The following is a 23,113-nucleotide window of genomic DNA, read 5'->3' on the forward strand; positions in this document are numbered from 1 at the left end:
TACGCGACGGAATCTGTCGACCATGTGTCGCGTCGGGGCGGGAATGGCCCGACGTAGTGTCAGTGGCGCCTGCCAGACTCGCGTGCATGGAAGAAATCACGGGGGACCGCGCGCCGCTCGACGAGCTGATCGCGCAGGTCAAGAACGGTGACCGGATCAAGTTTCTGCATTTCTGGGGGCACCGGCCCCAGCGGGACGGCTCACTCGGCCCGAGCTGTTTCAGCCAGTGGTGGCCGTCACGCTTCGTGGTCGACGGTGTCGAGTATGCGACGGCCGAGCACTGGATGATGGCGTCGAAGGCCCGGCTGTTCGGCGACCCGGAGGCGGAGCGCGCGGCGCTCACGGCGGCCAACCCTGCGCTGGCGAAGAAGGCCGGCCGCCTGGTGCGCGGCTTCGACGACGCGGTGTGGCGGCGGGAGCGGTACGGGATAGTCCTGGTCGGCAGCCTGCACAAGTTCGGCCAGGACGAGGCGCTGCGGGCCTACTTGCTCGGCACCGGCGACCGGGTGCTCGTCGAGGCGAGCCCGCTGGACCGGATCTGGGGCATCGGCCTGGCGGCGGACGCGCCGGAGGCGGACGATCCCGCGCGGTGGCGTGGCCTGAACCTGCTGGGCTTCGCGCTGACGGAGGCGCGGGAGCGGCTGCGCTGACGCCGTTCGGGCGGTGCGTCGGAGACCCGGCGGGCGGGTGCCCGGCCCGGGCGAAGAGGGCCGTCCCGGGCGGCCCTCTCTGCCGGGGTCGGTTTCCTCAGCGAGCCGAGGCGGACAGCGACAGGGAGTTCGAGTAGTAGTCGTCGTTGTAGCGGGAGTGCTCCGTCGAGTTGACCACGATCACCAGGGTGAGGATCGCGGCGCCGAGCACGATGCCGACGATGCCCGTGATGATCCCTGCCAGGGCCTGGCCCCGGTTGTTGGCCTCACCGCGGCGGGCCTTGCCCTTGCCGAGCAGCCCGAAGATCAGCGCGAGGGTGCCGAGCACGATGCCGCCGATCCCGATGGTGCACAGCATGAGCACGCACGCGGCGATGCCGAGCACCATCGCGGCGATGCCGAACCCGTTCTGCGGGGCGGGCATCCCGGTCCAGCCGGGGTAGCCGTAGGCGGGCTGCTGGCCCGCGCCCGGGTATCCGGGGTAGCCCTGGGCGGGCTGCTGCGGGTAGCTGGGGTAGCCGTAGCTGCCGGGCACCGCCTGGCCGGGCGGCGCGGGCGGCGGCGTCGGGCCGCCGAAGCCGGGGGCGGGCGCCTGCTGTCCGGGCACCTGCTGTCCGGGCGCACCCGGGAAGACACCCTGGGCCGGGGCACCGCCGGGGGCTCCCTGGGCCGGGGCAGCGCTCTGGCCGTCGGCACCCGGCATCGAGATGACCGTCTGCTGGTCGTGCACCGGCGGCTTGTCCAGCGGGACCTTGTGCTCCGGCGGCGCCCAGGGGTCGCGGGGCTCCTGGCCTCCCGACGGCTGCTGGGTGTTGTCTGACATGGGCCTCCCCCATCGTGGTTCCGTCATGCTACGGCCCCGGGTCCAGGGCGGGACCGCCCGGCCTACCATGATCCCCGACGTCCGGAGGCCGTACGCCGCCGACCGCGCGAGGACCCTCGCGGCAGACCCATGGAGGACCCCATGACCGACCTGCACCCCTTCATCGCGGGGCTGCCCAAGGCCGAGCTCCACGTGCACCACGTCGGCTCCGCCTCGCCGCGCATCGTGGCCGAACTGGCCGCCCGCCACGCGGACTCGAAGGTTCCCACCGACCCCGAGGCGCTCGCCGACTACTTCACGTTCACGGACTTCGCCCACTTCATCGAGGTCTATCTCTCGGTCGTCGACCTGATCCGCACCCCGGAGGATGTGCGTCTTCTCACCTATGAGGTGGCCCGGGACATGGCCCGGCAGAACATCCGCTACGCCGAGCTGACCATCACGCCGTTCTCCTCCACCCGCCGCGGCATCGACGAGCACGCGTTCATGGACGCGATCGAGGACGCCCGCAGGGCCGCCGAGACCGAGTTCGGCACCGTGCTGCGCTGGTGCTTCGACATCCCCGGCGAGGCCGGCCTGGAGGCCGCCGCCGAGACGACCCGGCTCGCCACCGAGGACGGGGTGCGCCCCGAGGGCCTGGTCTCCTTCGGCCTGGGCGGCCCCGAGATCGGGGTGCCACGGCCGCAGTTCAAGCCGTACTTCGACCGCGCCATCGCCGCGGGCCTCCACTCCGTACCGCACTCGGGCGAGTCCACCGGGCCGCAGTCGATCTGGGACGCGCTGATCGAGCTGCGCGCCGAGCGCATCGGCCACGGCACGAGCGCCGCCCAGGACCCGGCTCTCCTCAAGCACCTCGCCGACCACCGGATCGCCCTGGAGGTCTGCCCGACGTCCAACCTGGCGACCCGGGTGGTGCCCGACCTGGACCGGCACCCCGTCAAGGAGATGGTGGCCGCGGGCGTGCTCGTCACGATCAACAGCGACGACCCGCCGATGTTCGGCAGCGACCTCAACAACGAGTACGCGGTCGCCGCCCGCCTGCTCGACCTGGACGAGCGGGGCCTCGCGGACCTCGCGAAGAACGCCGTCGAGGCTTCCTTCCTGGACCCGGCGGGCAAGACGCGGCTCGCCGGCGAGATCGACGACTACACGGCGAAGTGGCTCGCCCGCTGACCTCCTCGGACCCGGCGCCGGCTGGCTGACCACGGCGCCCCTCAGGACAATGGCCCCATGCGCACCGTGACAGCCGTGGGCCACCGCGGCGACCCGTACCGCGTCCGCGAGAACACGCTCCCCTCCATCGCCTCGGCCCTGGAGCGGGGCGCGGACGCGGTCGAGATCGACGTCCGCACGACCCGGGACGGCGTGCCCGTGCTGCTGCACGACGAGACGCTGAAGCGGCTGTGGGACTTCGACCGCCCGGTGGCCGAGCTGCCGTACGAGGAGGTGCGGGAGGTGACCGGCGGCGGGGTCCCCACCCTGCGCCAGGCGCTGATCGCGGTCGGCGCGCACCGGGCGATGCTCGATCTGCCGGGCGCCACCGAGGAGTCGGTGCGCAAGGTGGTGAACACGGTCCGCGAGTGCGGTGCGGGCGAGCGCGTCTACTACTGCGCGGGGCCGGTCACCATGCTGCGGGTGCGCGCCGCCGACCCGAACGCCGAGATCGCCCTGACCTGGACGAAGCCCGCCCCGCCCCGGCCGACGCTGGTCGACGCCATCAGGCCGCACTGGCTCAACTACCGCTTCGGGGTGGTGAGTTCGGATCTCGTGGCGCGGGTCCACCGGGACGGGATGCTCGTGTCGGCATGGACCGCGGACACCGCGCGCACGCAGCGCCGGCTCATCGAGTACGGGGTGGATTCGATCACCACCAACCGCGTGGACGCGCTGCACGGCATCCTGTCCGGGCGGTAGACGATTTTCGGTCGGTAGACGATTCCGGGCGGTGAACGGCCGCGTTTCAAGGGGGGACACAGGATGGGTGCGGAGCAGCGGTTGGCGGCACGACTGCGGGCGGCGAACGGCTGGGCGGTCGACATCGGGCTCGCCCTGCTGGTGCAGGCGGCGATGTCGATCCCGTTCGTCGTGGAGCGGCCCGACGGGCTGCGCCCGGCCACCTGGGCGGACTACGCCCTGACCTCGCTGGCCGTGCTGCCGCTGGTGTGGCGGCGTCGCGCCCCGGTCGCGGTGACGCTCGCGGTCCTGGCGGCGGGAGCGGCGTACAAGCTGACCCTGGACGGGCCCGGCCAGCCGCTGCCCTACCCGGGGCTCGTCGCCCTCTACTCGGTGGCCGCGCTGTCCCCGGTGCGCAAACGGATCTCCGTCGCCGCGCTGGTCGCGGTGCTCATCGCACCCTCGGTGGCGCTCAACACCCAGGACGCCAAGGAGTTGATGTTCTCCTTCTTCGTCTTCGGTGCCGCGTACGCGCTCGGGCGGCTGACCCACACCCGGCAGGCCTACACCGCGGCCGTCGAGGACCGCGCGGCGCAGCTGGAGCGGGCCAACCGCATCGAGGCAGAGCAGGCCACGGCGCGCGAACGGGCCCGGATCGCCCGGGAGATGCACGACATCCTCTCCCACGCCGTCAGCATCATGATCGTGCAGGCGGAGGCGGGCCCGGTCGCGGTGCGGGCGGCGCCCGCGCGGGCGGAGGCGGCGTTCGAGGCGATCTCCGAGACGGGCCGGGACGCGATGGCGCAGCTGCGCCGGATGCTGGGAGTGCTGCGCGAGGAGGACACCCCGGATGCCCCGCGGGAACCACAGCCGGGCATGGCGGCGCTGCCCGCGCTGGTCGAGCGGGTCTCCCTGGGCGGCGGCCCCTCGGTCGCGTACGAGACGAAGGGCGACGCCCGCCCGCTCCCCCTGGCCACCGGGACGACCGTGTACCGGATCGTGCAGGAGGCCCTGACGAACGCGGTGAAGCACGCGGGGGCCTCGGCGGTGTCCGTACAACTGACTTTCTCCACAAGGGAGTTGACGATCACGGTCCTGGACGACGGCAGTGGTCCCGGCACCGCGCCGGGCCCCGGTACCGGGCACGGCCTGATCGGCATCCGGGAACGGGCGGCGGCGCACGGCGGCACGGCATCGGCGGGCCCGGGCCCGGACGGCCGGGGCTTCGAGGTCAGGGCCGTCGTCCCGCTGCCCCTCACCGCCTCGGTAGCCTCCTCGGCGGAGGTGGGGAGATGACGATCCGTGTGGTGGTGGCCGACGACCAGGAGCTGGTGCGCAGCGGTTTCGCCCTGATCCTGGACGTGCAGCCGGACATCAAGGTGGTCGCGGAGGTGGGCGACGGCGCCCAGGCCGTCGACGCCGTGCGCCGGTTGGCGCCCGACGTGGCACTGCTCGACATCCGCATGCCGCACCTGGACGGCATCGAGGCCTGCCGCGCGATCAGCTCGGCGAGCGCCTGCCGCACGGTGATGCTGACCACCTTCGACGCGGACGAGTACGTGTACGAGGCGCTGCACGCCGGGGCGAGCGGCTTCCTCCTCAAGGACGTCCGGCGGGACGATCTGGTGCACGCGGTACGGGTGGTGGCGGCCGGGGAGGCGCTGCTCGCGCCGTCGGTGGCGCGGCGATTGATCGCCGAGTACACGTCGAGGCCCGCAGCCCCGGCCCCCTCCGCTCGCCTCGACACCCTGACCGCCCGTGAACGCGAAACGCTGCTGCTGCTCGGCCGGGGCCTGTCCAACGCCGAGATCGCGGCCGAACTGACGGTCTCCGAGCACACGGTGAAGACGCACGTGGGCCATGTGCTGGCGAAGCTGGGCCTGCGCGACCGCATCCAGGCGGTGATCTGCGCGTACGAGACGGGCCTGATCTCGGCGGGGGCTCCGTCCTGAGCACTTGAGCGGCGCCGCCCGGCGGGGGGCAGCTCCCTCGCCCGGGGGATGGGGTACGCACCCAACTCCCCGGCCCGGGCGAGGAGTCGCGGCCGCGAGAACCCCCCGCCGCGGCGATCCGCACCGACCCCGCGATCAGCAGGATGGGACCCATCAGCACAACACCCCACCCGATCACGGAGCCCCCACCATGAACACCCGCCCCCGCATTCGCACCACGCTCATGGCCGCCGCCCTGGTCCTGGGGATATCGGCCGGCCCGGCCCTCGCCGCCTCCCCGGCACCTGCCGCGGGCCGGACCGCCGCCCACCGCACCACGGGCACCCTTGACACCGCCGCCCTGGGCGCGGCCATCGCGGGCGCCGGGAAGCCGGGGGCGGACGCGACCGCCGCGCTGGTGAGAGTCGGCGGCACCGAAGGCAGCTGGCTCGGCAGCGCCGGGGTGCACGATCTGGCGAGCGGCACCCCGGCGGACCCGGACGCGCGGTTCCGGGCGGGTTCGGTCACCAAGGTCTTCACCGCGGCCATGGTGCTGCAACTCGCGGGCGAGGGCCGGGTCGACCTGAGCCGCCCGGCACGCGCCTACCTCCCCGACCTCATCCCCGCCTCGTACAGCACGGTGACGGTACGTCAGCTCCTCAACCACACCAGCGGCATCCCCTCCGTCGGCTCGCCCGACGACTCGCTGGAATACCTCTACGCGCACCGCTTCGAGAGCCGCGACCCGGCGGACGTCGTGCGCGGGGCGACCGCGCAGAAGCCGGACTTCGCGCCCGGCACCGAGCAGCACTACGACAACATCGGCTACACCGCGGCCGGCCTCCTGATCGAGCGGGTCACGGGCGACTCGTACGCTCATCAGCTCGCCACCCGCATCCTGCGGCCGCTGCACCTGGCCAACACCTACGTGCCCGGCGCCGATCCCGCCATCCGCGGCCCGCACAACCACGGCTACCAGGTGTTCCCGAAGCCGGACGGCTCGACCGAGCTGCGGGACGTGACGGCGTGGGGCGCCGGGGACACGTTCGCGGCGGGCGATCTCATCTCCACCACGGCCGACCTGGAGCACTTCACGCGTGCTCTGTTCACCGGCCGCGTGGTGCAGGGCCCGCAGTTGAAGGAGATGTTCACCCTGCCCGACGCGTCGGTGCGCGACATGAAGACGGGCAGGCCGGCCGCGTACAGCGCGGGCCTGTCGACGATGCGGCTCGGCGGCCACGACGTGTGGGGCAAGACGGGCGGGCGCTGGGGCTACAACACGGTGATTGCGGCGACGATGTCGCCCACCGGGGCGCTCTCGCGGACCCTGGTCTACAGCGTCAACTCCACGGACGCGAAGGGCTCAGACATGAACCCCACGGCCATGCACGTCATGATCGCCACCTTCGGCACCCCGGACCCCGCCTGACCGCCCGCCCTCACACCGGAGCCGGCACCGCCACCGGCTCCCCCGCCCCCATCGCCTCCAGCGCCTTGATCTTGCGCCGCACCACGTACAGCGGGATCACCCCGAACACCCCGAAGGACATGTCGATCACCGACCACCAGAAGGGAATCCCCCTGACGGGCCCGCAGATCAGCGCGAGCGGGATGATCCCGGCACAGGCGATCATCCCGAACTCGACGACCCAGATATTACGGACGGGGTCGCGCAGCGGCCCGTAGAAGGCGACCGCGATGACGAGATGGGCGAAAGCCAGCCAGTCCGTCCCGTACAGCAGGAACGGGTACTCGGCATCCGCCGAATCAAGCCCGTCCCGCACCCGGTCGATCCAGGCACCGAGCCCCGGCAGCCAGTCACCCAGGGGCGTGTTCCGCAACAGGGACTGCGTCCAGCGCAGTTCATGGACCAGGGGAAAGGCCGTCAGCCCGCTCAGCACGAGGCAGACGATGAACACGACCAACCACACGCGGGTACGCCGCAACAGGGCGTTTCGCTCGCTCATGATCGCAAGCGTACGCCTCTGTTGAACGCGTTCAAAACGTGAGTCGCCCCACTACAACCCCACGATCGCGTTCCACCGCTTCGCGAACTCCACCCGCTCCTCCGACGTGATGTCGCGGGCGATCGCGAGGCGCCTGCGCATCGCGTCGTCGGGGAAGATCAGTGGGTCCTCGGCGAGTTCGGCCTCGTCCTTGTCCTTGGAGGAGGCGAGGACGTCGCGGGCGGCGGGGACCGGGCAGACGTAGTTGACCGAGGCGGCCAGTTCGGCGGCGACCTGGGGGTCGTAGTAGTAGTCGACAAGAGCCTCGGCATTCGCCTTGTGGCGGGCCAGGTTGGGGATCATCATCGACTCGGCCCAGAGCTCCGCGCCCTCCTCGGGCACCACGAACTCGATGTCGGGGTTGTCCGCCTTCAGCTGGAACGCGTCGCCGCTGTAGGCCTGGCAGGCGAGCACGTCGCCCTTGTTGAGGTCGCTGGTGTAGTCGTTGCCGGTGAAGCGGCGGATCTGCTTCTTCGCGACCAGCTTCTCGACCTGGTCGCACATCCGGTGGAAGTCGGCCGCGGTCCACCGGGTGATGTCGACGCCGTTGCCCTGCATCAGGAGCGCGAAGGACTCGTCCAGGCCGGAGAACAGCGTCACCTTGCCGGCGAGCCGCGGGTCCCACAGGTCGCCGACGTGCTTGATCTCGCGGCCGAGCTTCTTCCTGTTGTACGCGATGCCGGTGATCCCGGACTGCCACGGGACGCTGTGCAGGCGCCCGTTGTCGAAGGCGGGGGTGCGCAGCTGGGGGTCGAGGTAGCGGGTGACGTTGGGCTGCTTGGCGCGGTCCATCTCCTGCACCCAGCCGAGCCGCACGAACCGGGCCGCCATCCAGTCGCTGATCACCATCAGGTCCCGGCCGGTCTCCTGATGGTTCATCAGGGCCGGGCTGATCTTCCCGAAGAACTCGTCGTTGTCGTTGATCTCCTCGGTGTACGTGACGGAGATCCCGGTGCTCTTGGCGAAGGCGTCCAGGGTGGGGCGCTTGGAGGCGTCGTGGTCGTCGACGTCTATGTAGAGCGGCCAGTTCGCGAAGGTGAGGGACTTGTCCGCCGCCGAGCGGTCGCGCCCGGCCCGGTCGCCCGGTTCGACGTACGCCGCGGGGACCCCGCAGCCGGCCAGCGCGGCCAGCGCGGCGCCGCCGCCGAGAGCGCGCAGGAGGCTGCGGCGGGAGAACGGGCTGGTGGCGGGGAACGCGGTCGGTCGCATTCCGGCAGGATGCCCGCCCCGCCGAGCGGGTTCAATGGACGCTGCGTACAGCCGTACGCCCGAGGCCAGACACCCTGTCGGGGGCGCGGGGCAACGGAAAGGGGCGGGGGATCAACTCCCCCGCCCCTTCCGCGTGTTCAGGCCGCGGCTCAGCCCTCGATGGACGTCATCACGTGCTTGATGCGGGTGTAGTCCTCGAAGCCGTACGCCGAGAGGTCCTTGCCGTAGCCGGACTTCTTGAAGCCGCCGTGCGGCATCTCGGCGACCAGCGGGATGTGGGTGTTGATCCACACGCAGCCGAAGTCGAGGTTCTTGGACATGCGCATGGCGCGGGCGTGGTCCTTGGTCCACACCGAGGAGGCGAGCGCGTACTCGACGCCGTTCGCGTACTCCAGGGCCTGGGCCTCGTCGGTGAAGGACTGGACGGTGATGACCGGCCCGAACACCTCGTTCTGGATGATCTCGTCGTCCTGCTTGAGGCCGGAGACGACGGTCGGGGCGTAGAAGTAGCCCTGCTCGCCGACCCGGTGGCCGCCCGCCTCGACCTTGGCGTGCGCCGGGAGGCGGTCGATGAAGCCCGAGACCTGCTTGAGCTGGTTGGCGTTGTTGAGCGGGCCGTACAGGACGTCCGCGTCGTCCGGCTGCCCGGTCTTGGTGTCGGCGGCGGCCTTGGCCAGCGCGGTCACGAAGTCGTCGTGGATCGACTCGTGGACGAGCACGCGGGTCGCGGCCGTGCAGTCCTGGCCGGCGTTGAAGTAGCCGGCGACCGCGATGTCCTCGACGGCCTTGGCGATGTCGGCGTCCTCGAAGACGACGACCGGGGCCTTGCCGCCGAGCTCCAGGTGGACGCGCTTGACGTCCTTGGAGGCGGATTCGGCGACCTGCATGCCGGCCCGTACGGAACCGGTGATGGAGGCCATCGCCGGGGTCTTGTGCTCGACCATGGCGCGGCCGGTGTCGCGGTCGCCGCAGATGACGTTGAAGACGCCCTTGGGGACGATCGCGCCGATGATCTCGGCAATCAGCACGGTCGAGGCCGGGGTGGTGTCCGACGGCTTGAGGACGACGGTGTTGCCCGCGGCGAGCGCCGGGGCGAACTTCCAGACGGCCATCATCATCGGGTAGTTCCACGGCGCGACCTGTGCGCAGACGCCGACCGGCTCACGGCGGATGATGGAGGTCATCCCCTCCATGTACTCGCCGGCGCTGCGGCCTTCGAGCAGCCGGGCCGCGCCCGCGAAGAAGCGGATCTGGTCCACCATCGGCGGCACTTCTTCGGTGCGGGTGAGCTCGATCGGCTTGCCGGTGTTCTCCGACTCGGCGGCGATCAGCTCCTCGGCCCGCTCCTCGAAGGCGTCCGCGATCTTGAGCAGGACCTTCTGGCGCTCGGCGGGAGTGGTGTCGCGCCAGGCCGGGAACGCGGCGGCGGCGGCCGCCATGGCGGCGTCCACGTCCTCCTGACCGGAGAGCGGCGAGGTCGCGTAGGCCTGGCCCGTGGCCGGGTTGACCACCTCGATGGTCCGCCCGTCGGCAGCATCGCGGAACTCTCCGTCGATGTAGTTGCGCAAACGACGCAGTTCGGTGGTCACTTCGCTGGCCTCCCGGTCCGATGTCCGATGGGTGAGACAGCCCACCCTAGTCGGTGAGGTGACGCTTTCGACAGACCCAACGCCCGTGAACTTCGGATTCAGTTCCCTGGAGGTCACAGAACAACGAATTTCATCGCTTCGGGGTTGCGGGACGGACGAGTCGGGGTGCACAGTGGCTCCGTGGCCAGCCGAAGCACAGAACCCAGGATCGGGAACGCACAGTCCCCGTCGATCGATGCCGTCTCCCTGGCGATCATCGAGCAGCTCCAGGAGGACGGGCGCCGCCCGTACGCCGCGATCGGCAAGGCCGTCGGCCTGTCCGAGGCGGCCGTGCGCCAGCGCGTCCAGAAACTCCTGGACCAGGGCGTGATGCAGATCGTCGCCGTCACCGACCCGCTCACCGTGGGGTTCCGGCGCCAGGCGATGGTCGGCATCCGCGTCGAGGGCGACCTCGACCCCGTGGCGGAGGCGCTGACGGCCATGGCCGAGTGCGAGTACGTGGTGATGACCGCGGGCTCCTTCGACCTGATGGTGGAGGTCGTCTGCGAGGACGACGACCACCTTCTCGAAGTGATCAACAAGAGGATCCGCGCCCTCCCCGGCGTGCGCTCCACCGAGAGCTTCGTCTATCTCAAGCTGAAGAAGCAGACCTATATGTGGGGAACCCGATAGCCGTGAGCAAGGACCTCAGCCAGACCGCCTACGACCACCTGTGGATGCACTTCACCCGCATGTCGTCGTACGAGAACGCGCCCGTCCCCACCATCGTCCGTGGCGAGGGCACCTACATCTACGACGACAAGGGCAAGAAGTACCTGGACGGCCTGTCGGGCCTGTTCGTCGTCAACGCCGGCCACGGCCGTCACGAGCTCGCCGAGACCGCCTACAAGCAGGCGCAGGAACTGGCCTTCTTCCCGGTCTGGTCCTACGCCCACCCCAAGGCCGTCGAGCTCGCCGAGCGCCTCGCGAACTACGCGCCGGGCGACCTCAACAAGGTCTTCTTCACCACCGGTGGCGGCGAGGCCGTCGAGACCGCGTGGAAGCTGGCGAAGCAGTACCACAAGCTCACCGGCAACCACACGAAGTACAAGGTCATCTCGCGTGCGGTCGCCTACCACGGCACCCCGCAGGGCGCCCTGTCCATCACCGGTCTGCCCGCCCTGAAGGCGCCCTTCGAGCCGCTGGTCCCCGGCGCGCACAAGGTGCCCAACACCAACATCTACCGCGCCCCGATCCACGGCGACGACCCCGAGGCCTTCGGCCGCTGGGCGGCCGACCAGATCGAGCAGGAGATCCTCTTCGAGGGCCCCGACACCGTGGCCGCCGTCTTCCTTGAGCCGGTGCAGAACGCGGGCGGCTGCTTCCCGCCGCCGCCCGGCTACTTCCAGCGCGTGCGCGAGATCTGCGACAAGTACGACGTGCTGCTCGTCTCGGACGAGGTCATCTGCGCCTTCGGCCGCCTCGGCACGATGTTCGCCTGCGACAAGTTCGGCTACGTCCCGGACATGATCACCTGCGCCAAGGGCATGACCTCGGGCTACTCCCCGATCGGCGCCTGCGTCGTCTCCGACAAGATCGCCGAGCCGTTCTACAAGGGCGACAACACCTTCCTGCACGGCTACACCTTCGGCGGCCACCCGGTCTCCGCGGCGGTGGGCCTGGCCAACCTCGACATCTTCGAGAGGGAGGGCCTCAACCAGCACGTGCTCGACAACGAGGGCGCCTTCTTCGACACCCTCAAGAAGCTGCACGACCTGCCGATCGTCGGCGACGTCCGCGGCAACGGCTTCTTCTACGGCATCGAGCTCGTGAAGGACAAGGCCACCAAGGAGACGTTCAACGACGAGGAGACCGAGCGCGTCCTGTACGGCTTCCTGTCCAAGGCGCTCTACGACAACGGCCTGTACTGCCGGGCCGACGACCGCGGCGACCCGGTCGTCCAGCTCGCCCCGCCGCTGATCTCCGACCAGTCCACCTTCGACGAGATCGAGGGCGTCCTGCGCGAGGTCCTGACGCAGGCCTGGACCAAGCTGTAGGTCCCTACGCCGTCCGCACCGGCCCGGTTGCGCCCATCGAGTGAGATGGGCGGGACCGGGCCGCGTGCTGTCCGGACAGCCACGCCCTACTCCCTAGCGTGCCCAGTGACCGATCGGCCCTGCCTTCGTTCCCCCGTACGGGGAGCAGGAATTCTGATCTGAACCGAGGTGTGCACCATGGTGGCTCCGCCGGACAACGACGTGTTGTGGGCGCGTTCCCTGCACCATTCCCACGGCGGCTCGCCCGCTCTGACCGGCGTCAGCGTCGGGGTCCGCGAGGGTGAGATCCTCGCCATCGGCGGCCCGCGGGGCAGCGGCAAGACCACCCTGCTGCGCTGTCTGTCGGGCTCCCTCGTGCCGAACGAGGGCGAGGTGTGGTTCAACGGCGGGCCGGTGCACACCATGGGCGCCATCGCCCGCGAGCAGCTGCGGCGCGACCGGTTCGGCTGGATCGACCCCGAGCCCGCCCTGGTGCCCGAGCTGAACGCGTGGGAGAACGCGGCCCTGCCCCTGTTGTTGCGCGGCATCGGGCACCGCGCCGCGAAGAAGGCCGCCCTGGAGTGGCTGGAGCGACTCGACATCGACACGTGCGCCAGGAAGCGCCCGCACGCCCTGCTCCAGGCGCAGCGCCAGCGCGTGGTGCTCGCCCGCGCCCTGGTCGCCGGGCCCGCCGTCCTGTTCGCCGACGAGCCGACCGCGACCCTGCACCGCGCCGACCGGGCGCAGGTGTTGCGCACCCTGCTCACCGCGGCCCGCTCGCACCGGATCACCACGGTCCTCGCCACCCACGACACCGACATCGCGGCGCTCGCCGACCGCACGGTGGTCCTCATCGACGGCTGCCGTGTCAACTCCCGCGGAAACAACGGCACTTCGGATGCGGAGGGTGTCACGGCGTGCTCGCTCTCCGTCTAGCCCGCGGCACCCATCCCCTGGTCCTGCTGCGCCGCCTGCTGGTGTCCGCCGCGTCCGCCGGGGTCGGCTTCCTCCTGCTGTGCACGCTCGGTTACGCCGTCGGCCATCCCGGCGCGTCGGGGCTGCGGCTGCTGTGGTGCGCGGTTCCGCTGGCGGCCGCGGCGCACTTCGCGGTCGCCGTGGCCCGCACCGACCCGAGCACCCGGCCGCGCGAGGGGCTCTCGGCGGTAGGGCTGGGCCCGGCCCGGCTCGCCGCGATCGCGGCGGTGTCCACGGCGGTGTCGTGCACGCTGGGCTCGGCGGTGGCGCTCCTGGTCTATCTCCATCTGCGCGGCGACATCACCGGGCTCCCCTTCGACGGGGAGGCAGCCGGGCTGCTCGCCGCCGACCAGCCGATGCCGCTGGCGGGCGCCCTGACCCTGCTCGCCGCCCTGCCGGTCACGGCGTCGGTGGCGGCGGGCCTCGCGCTGCGCCCGCGCACCCTGCGCCCCGGCGACGTGAGCGACCCGGTGCACCCCGAGGAGCCCACGCCGACGCCGAGCGGGCTGCCGTGGGGCTTCGCGCTGGTCGCGGCGGGCCTCGCGTTCCAGACGTACGTGAACCGGGGCAGGCAGGGTTCCGCGTTCCCGATGCCGGGTCACCCGGGGAGCAGCCCGGCCGGGGTGCTCGGCGGCTGGGCGCTGACCGCGATCGGCCTCGCGCTGGCGGGTCCGGCGCTGGCCCACTTCAGCGGGCGGCTGCTCCAGCTGGCCCGCCCGTGCGCGGCCCGCCTGCTCGCGGGCCGGGTCCTGATGTCGGAGGCCCGTCGCATCGGGCGGCCGCTGGGGGTGGTGTGCGCGGTGGCCTCGGGGGGGATCGCGGCGGCCACGCTGTACGGGTACCGGGCCGGGCCGCACCCCCTCGGCCCGCTGACCGGGCTCGGCGCGGCCCTGGTGATCAGCTGCCCGGTGGCCACGCTGCTGACCGCGGCCCTGGATTCCCGCCGTGCCCGCGCCGATACGACCCAGGCCCTCGTGGACCTGGGCACCCCGGCGGCGCTGCTCCGAACCGCCGCGTCCCTGCGGGCCCTGGCCCTGCTGGTGGTCTTCACCCCGCTGACGGTGGCCATCGCAGAACTGGCGGCGCTGCCGCTGCGGTAGCGGGAGGGCACGGCTGGGGCTCCGCCCCAGACCCCGTTCGCGCCTTAAGGGCGCTCGTCCTCAAACTCCCCCAAGGCCTTAAGGGCCAGGGGGGACCCCCATGACAGGCTGGGGATGCCTGCGTGGGCACCCTGCCAGGATCAACCCTGATAGGGGCGCGGGGCTGTGACATTGTGCGGCTCCGCCGCGTGGGCGCAACCAGCCGCCCACGGCCCGCGGGCGAAGGCCGGACCCGGGCAGCGCCTAGCATGGACGCCGTGCCGGACGAAGAAGCCAAGTTTCCCGCAGGCAGCGACACCGAGATCGAATCGCTGCCCGAGTTCGACGCGGCTGCGGCGCACGCGACGCTGGCCGGGTTCAGGGTGCAGTCCGTGGACCTGACAACCCGCACGCCCGTGCTGCTGCGCACCGACACGGCCGGCGCCGTATTCCTCGGCTGCGCCATGGAGCCGGACGCGGCCGCCAAGGTCAGGGCCGACGGCGCCCTCGTCTTCCCGCCCGTCCCGCACCTGCCCTTCGACCCGTACCGGGGCACGCTCTACTCCCCCGCCGAGCTCTTCGAAGGGCTCGCCGCGGGCTACGAGCGGACCCCGGACGCGCTCTCGTACGCCTGGTTCCAGCGGACCAAGGCGGACGGCGACATCTTCTCCTCGATGCTGCGCTCCATCCACGACGACGCGATCTCCGACGCCCTGGACGAACTGCTCGTCGGGGCAAGGGTGGTGGGCGTGATGGGCGGCCACGCGATGGGCCGCGGCACGGCCGAGTACGAGGGTGCGGCGGTGCTCGGGCGCACGCTGGCCCGCGCCGGGTTCACCGTGGCGACGGGCGGCGGCCCGGGCGCGATGGAGGCCGCGAACCTGGGTGCGTACGCGGCCCCCTTCGACGACGCGATGCTGGGATCGGCCCTCGAACTCCTCGCCCAGGAACCGTCGTTCAGGCCGTCCGTGTCGGCGTGGGCGCGCGCCGCCTTCGAGGTCCGTACGAAGTGGCCGCGCGGCGGCACCTCCGTGGGCATCCCGACCTGGTTCTACGGCCACGAGCCGCCGAACGCCTTCGCGGGCGCGATCGCCAAGTACTTCGCCAACGCCACCCGCGAGGACGGCCTGCTCGCCCGCTCCAACGCGGGAGTCGTCTTCCTGCCGGGCGCGGCCGGCACCGTACAGGAGATCTTCGACAACGCGACGCCGAACTACTACGAGTCGCGGGGCGGCCCGACGCCGATGGTCCTGGTCGACCGTGCGCACTGGACCGAGCGCCTGCCCACCTGGCCGCTGCTGGAAGCGCTGGCCGAGGACCGGCCGATGGCGGGCCGGATCGCCCTGGTCGACTCGGTGTCCGAGGCTCCTGAGGCGCTGGCCCGCATGTCCCGCTAGCGCTCGGCGAGGTGGCCGGCGAGCGTGTCGAAGAAGTGCGCCCAGCCGCCCTTGGCCTGCTCGTACTGCTCGGCCGTGAGGTTGCCGCCGCGCTGGGTGAAGACCATCTCGGTCTTGTCGCCGTGGTCGGCGAAGGTGACGGTGACGATCTCGCCCTCGATGCCGGCCGGCGCGGAGGCGTCCTTGAGCGTGAAGACCAGCCGCTCCGGCTCGACGACCTCCTTGTAGACGCCGCCGAACGGCATCTCGCCGTGGCCGGGGACGAGCATGACGAGGCTCCAGGCGCCGCCGGGGCGCACGTCCAGGGAGATCCGGTCGAGCGGGATCTCGGCCGCGCCGCCGTACCAGGCGGCGAAGTGCTCGGGGGTGGTCCAGGCCCGGTAGACCAGGGCGCGGGGTGCGTCGAAGACGCGGGTGATCTCGATGCCGTCGCTCACGTTCTCACTCATCGTTCGTGTCTCCTCTTTGGAGCTCTCGCAAGTGTTCCGCGAGAGCGTCGAAGCTGCCTTCCCAGAACCGCCGGTAGCGCTCAAGCCAGCCGGTGGCGTCCGCGAGGGGCGCCGCATCGAGGCGGCAGGGCCGCCACTGGGCGGAGCGGCCGCGGGTGATCAGTCCGGCCTTTTCCAGCACCTTCAGGTGCCGGGAAACGGCCGGGAGGCTCATCTCGAACGGCTCGGCCAGCTCGCCGACCGTGGCTTCCCCCTCCGCGAGCCGGGCGAGGATCGCGCGGCGCGTGGGGTCGGCCAGGGCGGCGAAGACGACGCTGAGCCGGTCGGTCGCGTCCGCCATGCTACTTAACCACCTCGTTAATTAACTAGTACGTTAAATATAGCATCCCGGACGGACGGCGCAAGAGGATCGCCTCCTCAGGCAACTCCCAAGGGGCAGTAAACGTCTGGTAAAGCGGAGTGGGGCGAACGGGTTGCCCCCGCCAGGAACGGAGTCACTTGTGCTGCTCGGTCTGCTGACCGCCATCGCCGCCTCGGTCTGTTACGGCACGGGCTCGGTCCTGCAAGCCGTCGGGTCCCGCAAGTCCGCCCGCCGCGACGCGGCCGCGAGCGACCGGACCCAGCACGGCGGGCCCAGCCTCTCCTCCACCGCGAAGGCGGCGACGACCTGGGAGTTCATAGTCGGGACCATCCTCGACTTCGTCGGGTTCGGCCTCGGCGCGCTGGCGGCCCGCCTGCTCCCCCTCTTCCTCTCCCAGACGGTGATCAGCGCGAACCTGGTCATCACGGCGGTCCTCAGCGTGAAGCTCCTCGGCATCCGGCTGAGCCGTGCGGAGTGGACGTCGATCGGCGTGGTCTGCTCGGCACTGGTCCTGCTCGCGACGGCGGCGGGCCACGAGGGCAGCGGGCACACGGCGATGTCGACGCACTGGTGGCTCCTGGCGGTCGCGCTGGTGCTGATGGCTGGCGGCACGGTGGTGGTACGCCTCCTGGGCGCCCGCGCCGCGATCCTGGCGGGCCTCCTGTCCGGCCTGGGCTTCGGCGCGCTCGGCGTCGGCGTCCGCGTCCTGAACGGCATCGACCCCTTCGACGCCGGTGCGCTGCTCACCGACCCGGCGCTGTACGCGATCCTCGTGGCCGGTGTCGGCGGCATGTACCTGCACACGGTGGCCCTGCAGATCGGCTCGGTGAACGGGGCGACGGCGGCGCTGGTGGTGGGCGAGACGGTACTGCCGGGTGCGATCGGGGTGCTGTGGCTGGGGGATGCGTCCCGGGCGGGCCTGGCGTGGATGGCCGTCCTGGGCTTCGTCCTGGCGGTGGCCGGGGCGGTGGCGGTGGCGTGGTTCGGCTCGCCGGACGCGCACGGCGCGGAGGACCCCGCCCCGGCGAAGGAGCTCACCCCGGTGGGGTGAGCGGGCGTTGGGGGTACGAGGCTCTGCGGTGCGGCGCGGCTCTGGGCGTGTGAGGCTCGGCGGAGTGCCCTGGGGCTCCGCCCCAGACCCCGATGCCCCCACCCCGCCCCTTCCCGAAACCCTCCGGGGGTGGCGATTCGGAGGGGGCCGCCCGACGGATGCCACCGGCGGCTGCGCCCCCAACGGCTGAATGAGTGAACGGCTTTCGACCGCGGACCGTGGGCGGCTGGTCGCGCAGTTCCCCGCGCCCCCTAGCAGCATCGACCCTGCCAGCACCGGCATCTTCAGCCCGTCCGGCAAACACGGACACCAGCCACTCCGGCCCCGTCCGGCGTACACAGACGCCAGCCCACTCCAGCCCGTCCGGCGTTTGAGGACGAGCGCCCTTCAGGCGCGATACGGGGTCTGGGGCGGAGCCCCAGGAGTGCCGACCTGCAGCCGAACGACACCCCCCGGAGGCCACGCGGCGGAGCCGCAGAGTGTCACAGCGGGAAGGGGCGGGGTGGGGAAGCCCCCCCTACCCCTCCCCCAGCACCACCACTCCCCCCACCCCAAAGGCAACGCCCACCGCCGCCCCCACCCCCGGCGCCCCCTCCAGCCCGCACTCCGCCTCCAGCAACGGCCCCCCGCCCGGCCGCAGTTGGAGCGCCACATGGTTGCCCCGGAACGTCCGCCCCACCACCTCGCACGGCAGCCCCTCCCGCTCCCCCACGAGCCGGACGCCCGACGGGCGGACCAGGACCCGTACCGGACCCTGGGGCGAGCCGGCCGGGACCGGGACCTTTCCCCAGGCCGTGTCCGCGGCCTCCCCCGACACCGTCGCCGGGACCACGTTCTCGAAGCCCAGAAAGCGGGCCACGAATTCGGAGGCCGGGTGCTGCCAGACCTCCAGCGGCGTGCCGGTCTGTGCGATGCGGCCGTCCCGCATCACCACGACCCGGTCGGCCAGCGCGAACGCCTCGCCCTGGTCGTGCGTGACGGCCAGGACGGTTGTGCCCAACTGCCCGAACAATGAACGGAGTTCGACCACCAGGCGCTCTCGCAGCGTGCGGTCCAGCTGGCCCAGCGGCTCGTCCAGCATCAGGAGGCGGGGGGAGGGCGCCAGCGCCCTCGCGAGCGCGACGCGCTGCTGTTCACCGCCGGACAGGGCCGCGACGGCCCGCTTGCCCGCGCCCGGCAGCCCGACCAGGTCGAGCAACTCGCCCACCCTGCTCGCCTGTTCGGCCCGCGAGGCCCCCCGCATACGCAGCCCGAACGCCACGTTCCCGGCGACGTCGCGCTGCGGGAAGAGCTGGTGGTCCTGGAACATCAGGCCGAGGCCGCGTTTGTGCACGGGCACACCGGACTGGTCCGCGCCGCCCAGCAACACCCGTCCGGAGTCCAAGGGTTGGAGCCCGGCCACCACCCGCAGCAGGGTCGACTTTCCGCTGCCGCTCGGGCCGAGGACGCAGACCGTCTCGTGGTCGGCGACCTCCAGGTCGACCGCGTCGAGCGCGGCCCGCTGTCCGAACCGTACGGTCACACCGTCGAGCTTCAGCATCAGAACTCCCCGCTCCGGTCGGTCCGGATGCGTTCCAGGACGAGCAGCGACACCGCGCACACCACCATCAGAATCGTGCTGAGGGCCATCGCCTGGCCGTAGTTGAGGTCGCCGGCCCGGCCGAGGAGGCGGGCCACGGCGACGGGCAGCGTCGGGTGGTCGGGCCGGGCGATGAACACGGTCGCCCCGAACTCGCCGAGCGACACCGCGAACGCGAAGCCCGCCGCGACCAGCAACGCCCGCCGCACCATCGGCAGATCCACCTCGCGCCAGGCCCGCAGCGGGGACGCCCCGAGCACGGCCGCCGCTTCGCGCAGCCGCCCGTCCACCGCGCGCAGCACCGGCAGCATGATCCGTACGACGAAGGGGGTGCCCACCAGCGCCTGGGCGAGCGGCACCAGGATCCAGGAGGTCCTCAGGTCGAGCGGCGGCTCGTCGAGGGTGATCAGGAACCCGAAGCCGACGGTCACGGCGGAGACTCCGAGCGGCAGCATGAGGAGTGCGTCGAAGCCCCGGATCAGGCGGCCGCTGCCGCGCCTGGTGAGGGCGGCGGCCGCGAGCCCGCCGATGAGGAGTGCGATCGCGGTGGCGGCGAGGGCGTACTGGAGCGAGTTCCAGATCGCCTCGATGGGCGGCACGAGGAAGCTGCCGTTGTCCCCGGCGGCCTGGAGCGCCCGGTAGTAGCCGAGGCCGTAGCCGTCGGGGGTGTCCAGGGAGCGCTCGATCAGTACGCCGACGGGGAGGAGGATCAGCAGTGCCACGACGACGAGAACCGAAGCGAGCAGCGTCCACTGGCCGGCGCCGCGCGGGCGCCGCGCGGTCTGGGCGGGGTCGACCAGTTTGAGCGCGGTCTCGCGGCGGCGCACCGTACGGGCGTGTACGGCGAGGATCGCGCCGACCGCCACGAACTGCACCATCGTCAGGACGGCCGCGGTCGGCAGGTCGAGGAGTTCGGCGGTCTGCCGGTAGATCTCCACTTCGAGGGTGGAGAAGGTGGGGCCGCCGAGGATCTGGACGACGCCGAACGAGGTGAAGGTGAAGAGGAAGACCATGAGGGCCGCGGCGGCGACCGCGGGGCCGAGCGCGGGCAGCGTCACCTTGCGCCAGGCCGCGAACCTGGAGGCGCCGAGGACCCGGGCGGCCTCTTCCTGGCGGGGGTCGAGCTGCGACCACAGGCCGCCGACGGTGCGTACGACCACCGCGTAGTTGAAGAAGACGTGCGCGAGCAGGATCGCCCACACCGTGGTGTCCAGGCGCACCCCCCACAGCTGGTCGAGCAGCCCGCCGCGGCCGAGCAGCGCCAGAAACGCGGTGCCCACGACGACGGTCGGCAGCACGAACGGCACGGTGACGACGGCCCGCAGGAGCTGCTTTCCGGGGAAGTCGAGGCGTGCGAAGACGTACGCGCCGGGCAGCGCGATCAGCAGGGTGAGCGCGGTGGAGGCGAGCGCCTGCCAGGTCGTGAACCACAGGACGTGCGCGATGTCCGGGTCGCTGAGGACCTCGCCGATCCGGCCGAACTGCCAGGCGCCGTCCGCCTTGAGCCCGCGGCCGACGATGGCGGCCACGGGCCAGGCGAAGAACACGGCGAAGAACGCGACGGGCAGGGCCATCAGGCCGAGCCGCACCGCGTTCCGCCGCAGTTTCGGGCCTACTTCAGGACGAGCGAGGACCACGTCTTGACCCACTGGTCACGGTTCTTGGCGATCTTGTCGGGGGCGACCGTCGCCGAGTTCGTGATCTTCGCGCCGAACTTGGTGAACTCCGGCGGGACCGTCGCGTCCTTGGCGACCGGGTCCACGAACATCTGGAGCGGCATGTCCTCCTGGAACTTCTTGGAGACCAGGAAGTCCAGGAGCGCCTTGCCGCCGGCCTCGTTCTTGGCGCCCTTGAGCAGGCCCGCGAACTCGGTCTGGCGGAAGCAGGTGCCGGTGGCGACGCCGGTGGGGGCCTCGGTGGGCTTCGGGTCGGCGTAGATCACCTCGGCGGGCGGGCTGGAGGCGTAGCTGACGACGAGCGGCCGGTCGCCCTTGGCCTTCTTGCCGCCGGCCGAGCCGGAGAAGTCCGTGTTGTAGGCCTGCTCCCAGCCGTCGACGACCTTGACGCCGTTGGCCTTCAGCTTCTTCCAGTAGTCCTGCCAGCCTGCGTCGCCGTACTTGGCGACCGAGCCGAGCATGAAGCCGAGCCCGGGCGAGGACGTCGCCACGTTCTCAGTGACGAGGAGGTCCTTGTACTCGGGCTTGATCAGGTCGTCGAAGCTCTGCGGCGGGGCGAGCTTCTTGTCCGCGAAGTACTTCTTGTCGTAGTTGACGCAGATGTCGCCGGTGTCGACGGGCGTGACCCGGTGCTTGTCCTTGTCGAGCTGGACCTCGGCGGGCACCCGGTCCAGGCCCTTGGCCTCGTACGGAGTGAAGATGCCGTTGTCGAGGGCGCGTGAGAGCAGCGTGTTGTCGACGCCGAAGAACACGTCGCCGCGCGGGGAGCCCTTGGTGAGGATCTCCTGGTTGAGCGCGGCCCCGGCGTCCCCGCTCTTGAGGACCTTGACGGTGTAGCCGGTCTGCGCGGTGAACGCCTTGAGCACCGGGTCGGAGGCGTTGAACGAGTCGTGGCTGACCAGCGTCACGGTCTTGCCGCCGGATCCGCTGGCCTCGCCGGACGTCTTCTTGCCGTCCGAGCCGCCGCAGGCCGCCAGCGTGGTGACCCCGAGGGCGGCGGCGATCGCGCCGGCCGCGAGCCTCTTGGTACTGCGCATTTCTTCATTCCTCCTGGAGATGACCAGGAAGAGACGCGGCCCTGCCCGCACGACGGCAGGTCGTGCGGGCAGGGCGCAACAGCTTGAGTAATCGCCGAACTTCCTACCCCGAATGACCGGGGCAAGGTTCAGAGGGTCTGCGGTCCGTGTCCCTTGCGGGTACCGCACTCTCAGCGCTGTGGCGCTCCCCTGTCGGAATATGCAGATGTTTCCAGCCAGGTTACACGGGGCCCTCTGACAGGCCCCCTGCCGTTTTGCCCTTCGGACTACCGCTCGGAGGCGGCGAGCTGGCCGCAGGCTCCGTCGATCTCCTGGCCGCGGGTGTCGCGGACGGTCACGGGCACGCCGTGGGCCGCGATGGCCTCGACGAACGCCTTCTCGTCCTCGGGCCGCGAGGCTGTCCACTTGGAGCCCGGCGTCGGGTTCAGCGGGATGAGGTTGACGTGCACCCGCTTGCCCTTGAGGAGCCGGCCGAGCAGGTCGCCGCGCCACGTCTGGTCGTTGATGTCGCGGATCAGGGCGTACTCGATGGAGATGCGGCGCCCGGACTTCTCGGCGTACTCCCACGCGGCGTCGAGCACCTCGCGGACCTTCCACCGGGTGTTGACCGGTACGAGGGTGTCGCGCAGCTCGTCGTCGGGGGCGTGCAGGCTCACCGCGAGGCGGCACTTGAAGCCCTCGTCGGCGAAGCGGTGCATGGCGGGCACCAGGCCCACGGTGGAGACGGTGATGCCGCGCTGGGACAGGCCCAGGCCGTCCGGCTCGGGGTCGGTGAGCCGGCGGATCGCGCCGACCACGCGCTTGTAGTTGGCAAGCGGCTCGCCCATGCCCATGAAGACGATGTTGGACAGCCGGGCAGGTCCCCCCGGGACCTCGCCGTCGCGCAGCGCCCGCATGCCGTCGACGATCTGGTGCACGATCTCGGCGGTCGAGAGGTTGCGGTCCAGGCCCGCCTGGCCGGTGGCGCAGAACGGGCAGTTCATGCCGCAGCCGGCCTGCGAGGAGATGCACATCGTCACCCGGTCCGGATAGCGCATCAGGACGGACTCGACGAGCGTCCCGTCGTGCAGCTTCCACAGCGTCTTGCGGGTGGTGTCGTCGTCGCAGGAGATGTGGCGCACGACCGACATCAGGTCGGGAAGCAGCTCCTCCTGGAGCCGGCCGCGCGCGGCGAGCGGGATGTCGGTCCACTCCGCCGGGTCGTGGGCGTACCGCGCGAAGTAGTGCTGCGAGAGCTGCTTGGCGCGGAACGGCTTCTCGCCGATGGCGGCGACGGCTTCCTTGCGCTCGGCGGGCGAGAGGTCGGCGAGGTGCCGCGGCGGCTTCTTGGCTCCGCGGGGGGCGACGAAAGTGAGTTCTCCGGGCTTGGGCATGGTTCCTCAAGTGTCTCAGA

At 71.5% G+C, this 23,113-nt stretch carries 22 protein-coding genes; 12 read left to right on the plus strand and 10 right to left on the minus strand.

The window, feature by feature from the left end:
- The first annotated feature begins 56 nt into the window (after positions 1-56).
- Positions 57-650 carry an NADAR family protein gene (locus ACSHXC_RS10915; RefSeq protein ID WP_438291396.1) on the plus strand — a complete coding sequence of 198 codons (594 nt, stop codon included), beginning with the start codon at positions 57-59 and terminating at the stop codon, positions 648-650.
- A gap of 97 nt (positions 651-747) precedes the next feature.
- Here the strand turns inward: ACSHXC_RS10915 and ACSHXC_RS10920 are convergent, their stop codons facing one another.
- Positions 748-1,473, minus strand: coding sequence for a DUF4190 domain-containing protein (locus ACSHXC_RS10920; protein ID WP_438291397.1), 726 nt, complete (start codon positions 1,471-1,473; stop codon positions 748-750).
- Positions 1,474-1,602: 129 nt separating this feature from the next.
- Between ACSHXC_RS10920 and ACSHXC_RS10925 the strand changes: the two genes are divergently transcribed.
- From ACSHXC_RS10925 to ACSHXC_RS10945, 5 genes are all read left to right on the plus strand, one after another.
- A complete protein-coding gene (locus ACSHXC_RS10925; protein ID WP_438291398.1) occupies positions 1,603-2,646 on the plus strand; it encodes an adenosine deaminase in 1,044 nt (347 codons plus the stop codon).
- 57 nt (positions 2,647-2,703) lie between these two features.
- A complete protein-coding gene (locus tag ACSHXC_RS10930) occupies positions 2,704-3,387 on the plus strand; it encodes a glycerophosphodiester phosphodiesterase (protein ID WP_438291399.1) in 684 nt (227 codons plus the stop codon).
- A gap of 63 nt (positions 3,388-3,450) precedes the next feature.
- Positions 3,451-4,662, plus strand: a complete 1,212-nt coding sequence (locus ACSHXC_RS10935) for a sensor histidine kinase (protein ID WP_438291401.1) — start codon at positions 3,451-3,453, stop codon at positions 4,660-4,662.
- Entirely contained in the window at positions 4,659-5,318 is a 660-nt protein-coding gene (locus tag ACSHXC_RS10940) for a response regulator (RefSeq protein WP_438291402.1), read from the plus strand. Before ACSHXC_RS10935 ends, ACSHXC_RS10940 begins: the two co-directional genes overlap by 4 nt.
- Before the next feature lie 190 nt (positions 5,319-5,508).
- Entirely contained in the window at positions 5,509-6,726 is a 1,218-nt protein-coding gene (locus ACSHXC_RS10945; RefSeq protein ID WP_438291403.1) for a serine hydrolase domain-containing protein, read from the plus strand.
- 10 nt (positions 6,727-6,736) lie between these two features.
- Here ACSHXC_RS10945 and ACSHXC_RS10950 read toward each other — a convergent pair whose 3' ends face one another.
- From ACSHXC_RS10950 to ACSHXC_RS10960, 3 genes are all read right to left on the minus strand, one after another.
- A complete protein-coding gene (locus ACSHXC_RS10950) occupies positions 6,737-7,264 on the minus strand; it encodes a hypothetical protein (RefSeq protein ID WP_438291404.1) in 528 nt (175 codons plus the stop codon).
- A 51-nt stretch (positions 7,265-7,315) separates the two neighbouring features.
- Entirely contained in the window at positions 7,316-8,512 is a 1,197-nt protein-coding gene (locus ACSHXC_RS10955; protein WP_438291405.1) for a polyamine ABC transporter substrate-binding protein, read from the minus strand.
- A 149-nt stretch (positions 8,513-8,661) separates the two neighbouring features.
- Positions 8,662-10,101, minus strand: a complete 1,440-nt coding sequence (locus ACSHXC_RS10960) for a gamma-aminobutyraldehyde dehydrogenase (protein ID WP_438291406.1) — start codon at positions 10,099-10,101, stop codon at positions 8,662-8,664.
- A gap of 180 nt (positions 10,102-10,281) precedes the next feature.
- On the opposite strand from ACSHXC_RS10960, the gene ACSHXC_RS10965 reads away from it, so the two are divergent.
- The 5 genes from ACSHXC_RS10965 to ACSHXC_RS10985 all read left to right on the plus strand — a co-directional run bounded on the left by ACSHXC_RS10965 (position 10,282) and on the right by ACSHXC_RS10985 (position 15,567).
- Positions 10,282-10,773, plus strand: a complete 492-nt coding sequence (locus ACSHXC_RS10965; protein WP_438291407.1) for an Lrp/AsnC family transcriptional regulator — start codon at positions 10,282-10,284, stop codon at positions 10,771-10,773.
- Entirely contained in the window at positions 10,758-12,137 is a 1,380-nt protein-coding gene (locus ACSHXC_RS10970; protein ID WP_438291408.1) for an aspartate aminotransferase family protein, read from the plus strand. The genes ACSHXC_RS10965 and ACSHXC_RS10970 overlap by 16 nt, the downstream gene beginning before the upstream one ends.
- Positions 12,138-12,314: 177 nt before the next feature.
- On the plus strand, positions 12,315-13,052 hold the full coding sequence (locus ACSHXC_RS10975) for an ABC transporter ATP-binding protein (protein ID WP_438291409.1): 738 nt from the start codon (positions 12,315-12,317) through the stop codon (positions 13,050-13,052).
- A complete protein-coding gene (locus ACSHXC_RS10980) occupies positions 13,034-14,191 on the plus strand; it encodes a hypothetical protein (protein WP_438291410.1) in 1,158 nt (385 codons plus the stop codon). The genes ACSHXC_RS10975 and ACSHXC_RS10980 overlap by 19 nt, the downstream gene beginning before the upstream one ends.
- A 257-nt stretch (positions 14,192-14,448) precedes the next feature.
- Positions 14,449-15,567 carry an LOG family protein gene (locus tag ACSHXC_RS10985; RefSeq protein ID WP_438291411.1) on the plus strand — a complete coding sequence of 373 codons (1,119 nt, stop codon included), beginning with the start codon at positions 14,449-14,451 and terminating at the stop codon, positions 15,565-15,567.
- On the opposite strand, the gene ACSHXC_RS10990 is transcribed toward ACSHXC_RS10985, so the two are convergent.
- A complete protein-coding gene (locus ACSHXC_RS10990) occupies positions 15,564-16,016 on the minus strand; it encodes an SRPBCC family protein (protein ID WP_438291412.1) in 453 nt (150 codons plus the stop codon). The two genes, ACSHXC_RS10985 and ACSHXC_RS10990, sit on opposite strands and share 4 nt — an antisense overlap.
- Positions 16,009-16,356 carry an ArsR/SmtB family transcription factor gene (locus ACSHXC_RS10995; RefSeq protein WP_438291413.1) on the minus strand — a complete coding sequence of 116 codons (348 nt, stop codon included), beginning with the start codon at positions 16,354-16,356 and terminating at the stop codon, positions 16,009-16,011. Before ACSHXC_RS10995 ends, ACSHXC_RS10990 begins: the two co-directional genes overlap by 8 nt.
- A 160-nt stretch (positions 16,357-16,516) precedes the next feature.
- Between ACSHXC_RS10995 and ACSHXC_RS11000 the strand changes: the two genes are divergently transcribed.
- Entirely contained in the window at positions 16,517-17,428 is a 912-nt protein-coding gene (locus ACSHXC_RS11000) for a hypothetical protein (RefSeq protein ID WP_438291414.1), read from the plus strand.
- A gap of 517 nt (positions 17,429-17,945) precedes the next feature.
- On the opposite strand, the gene ACSHXC_RS11005 is transcribed toward ACSHXC_RS11000, so the two are convergent.
- From ACSHXC_RS11005 to rlmN, 4 genes are all read right to left on the minus strand, one after another.
- Positions 17,946-18,968: an ABC transporter ATP-binding protein gene (locus ACSHXC_RS11005; protein ID WP_438291415.1), complete on the minus strand. Its 1,023-nt coding sequence runs from the start codon at positions 18,966-18,968 to the stop codon at positions 17,946-17,948.
- Complete coding sequence (locus ACSHXC_RS11010; protein WP_438296522.1) at positions 18,968-20,581, minus strand: ABC transporter permease; 1,614 nt, start codon at positions 20,579-20,581, stop codon at positions 18,968-18,970. The genes ACSHXC_RS11005 and ACSHXC_RS11010 overlap by 1 nt, the downstream gene beginning before the upstream one ends.
- Positions 20,582-20,619: 38 nt before the next feature.
- Complete coding sequence (locus tag ACSHXC_RS11015) at positions 20,620-21,720, minus strand: thiamine ABC transporter substrate-binding protein (protein WP_438291416.1); 1,101 nt, start codon at positions 21,718-21,720, stop codon at positions 20,620-20,622.
- Positions 21,721-21,986: 266 nt separating this feature from the next.
- Positions 21,987-23,093 carry a 23S rRNA (adenine(2503)-C(2))-methyltransferase RlmN gene (rlmN, locus tag ACSHXC_RS11020; RefSeq protein ID WP_438291417.1) on the minus strand — a complete coding sequence of 369 codons (1,107 nt, stop codon included), beginning with the start codon at positions 23,091-23,093 and terminating at the stop codon, positions 21,987-21,989.
- Positions 23,094-23,113 lie beyond the last annotated feature (20 nt).

It is taken from the genome of Streptomyces sp. HUAS TT7 (assembly GCF_051550175.1).
Lineage (GTDB): Bacteria > Actinomycetota > Actinomycetes > Streptomycetales > Streptomycetaceae > Streptomyces.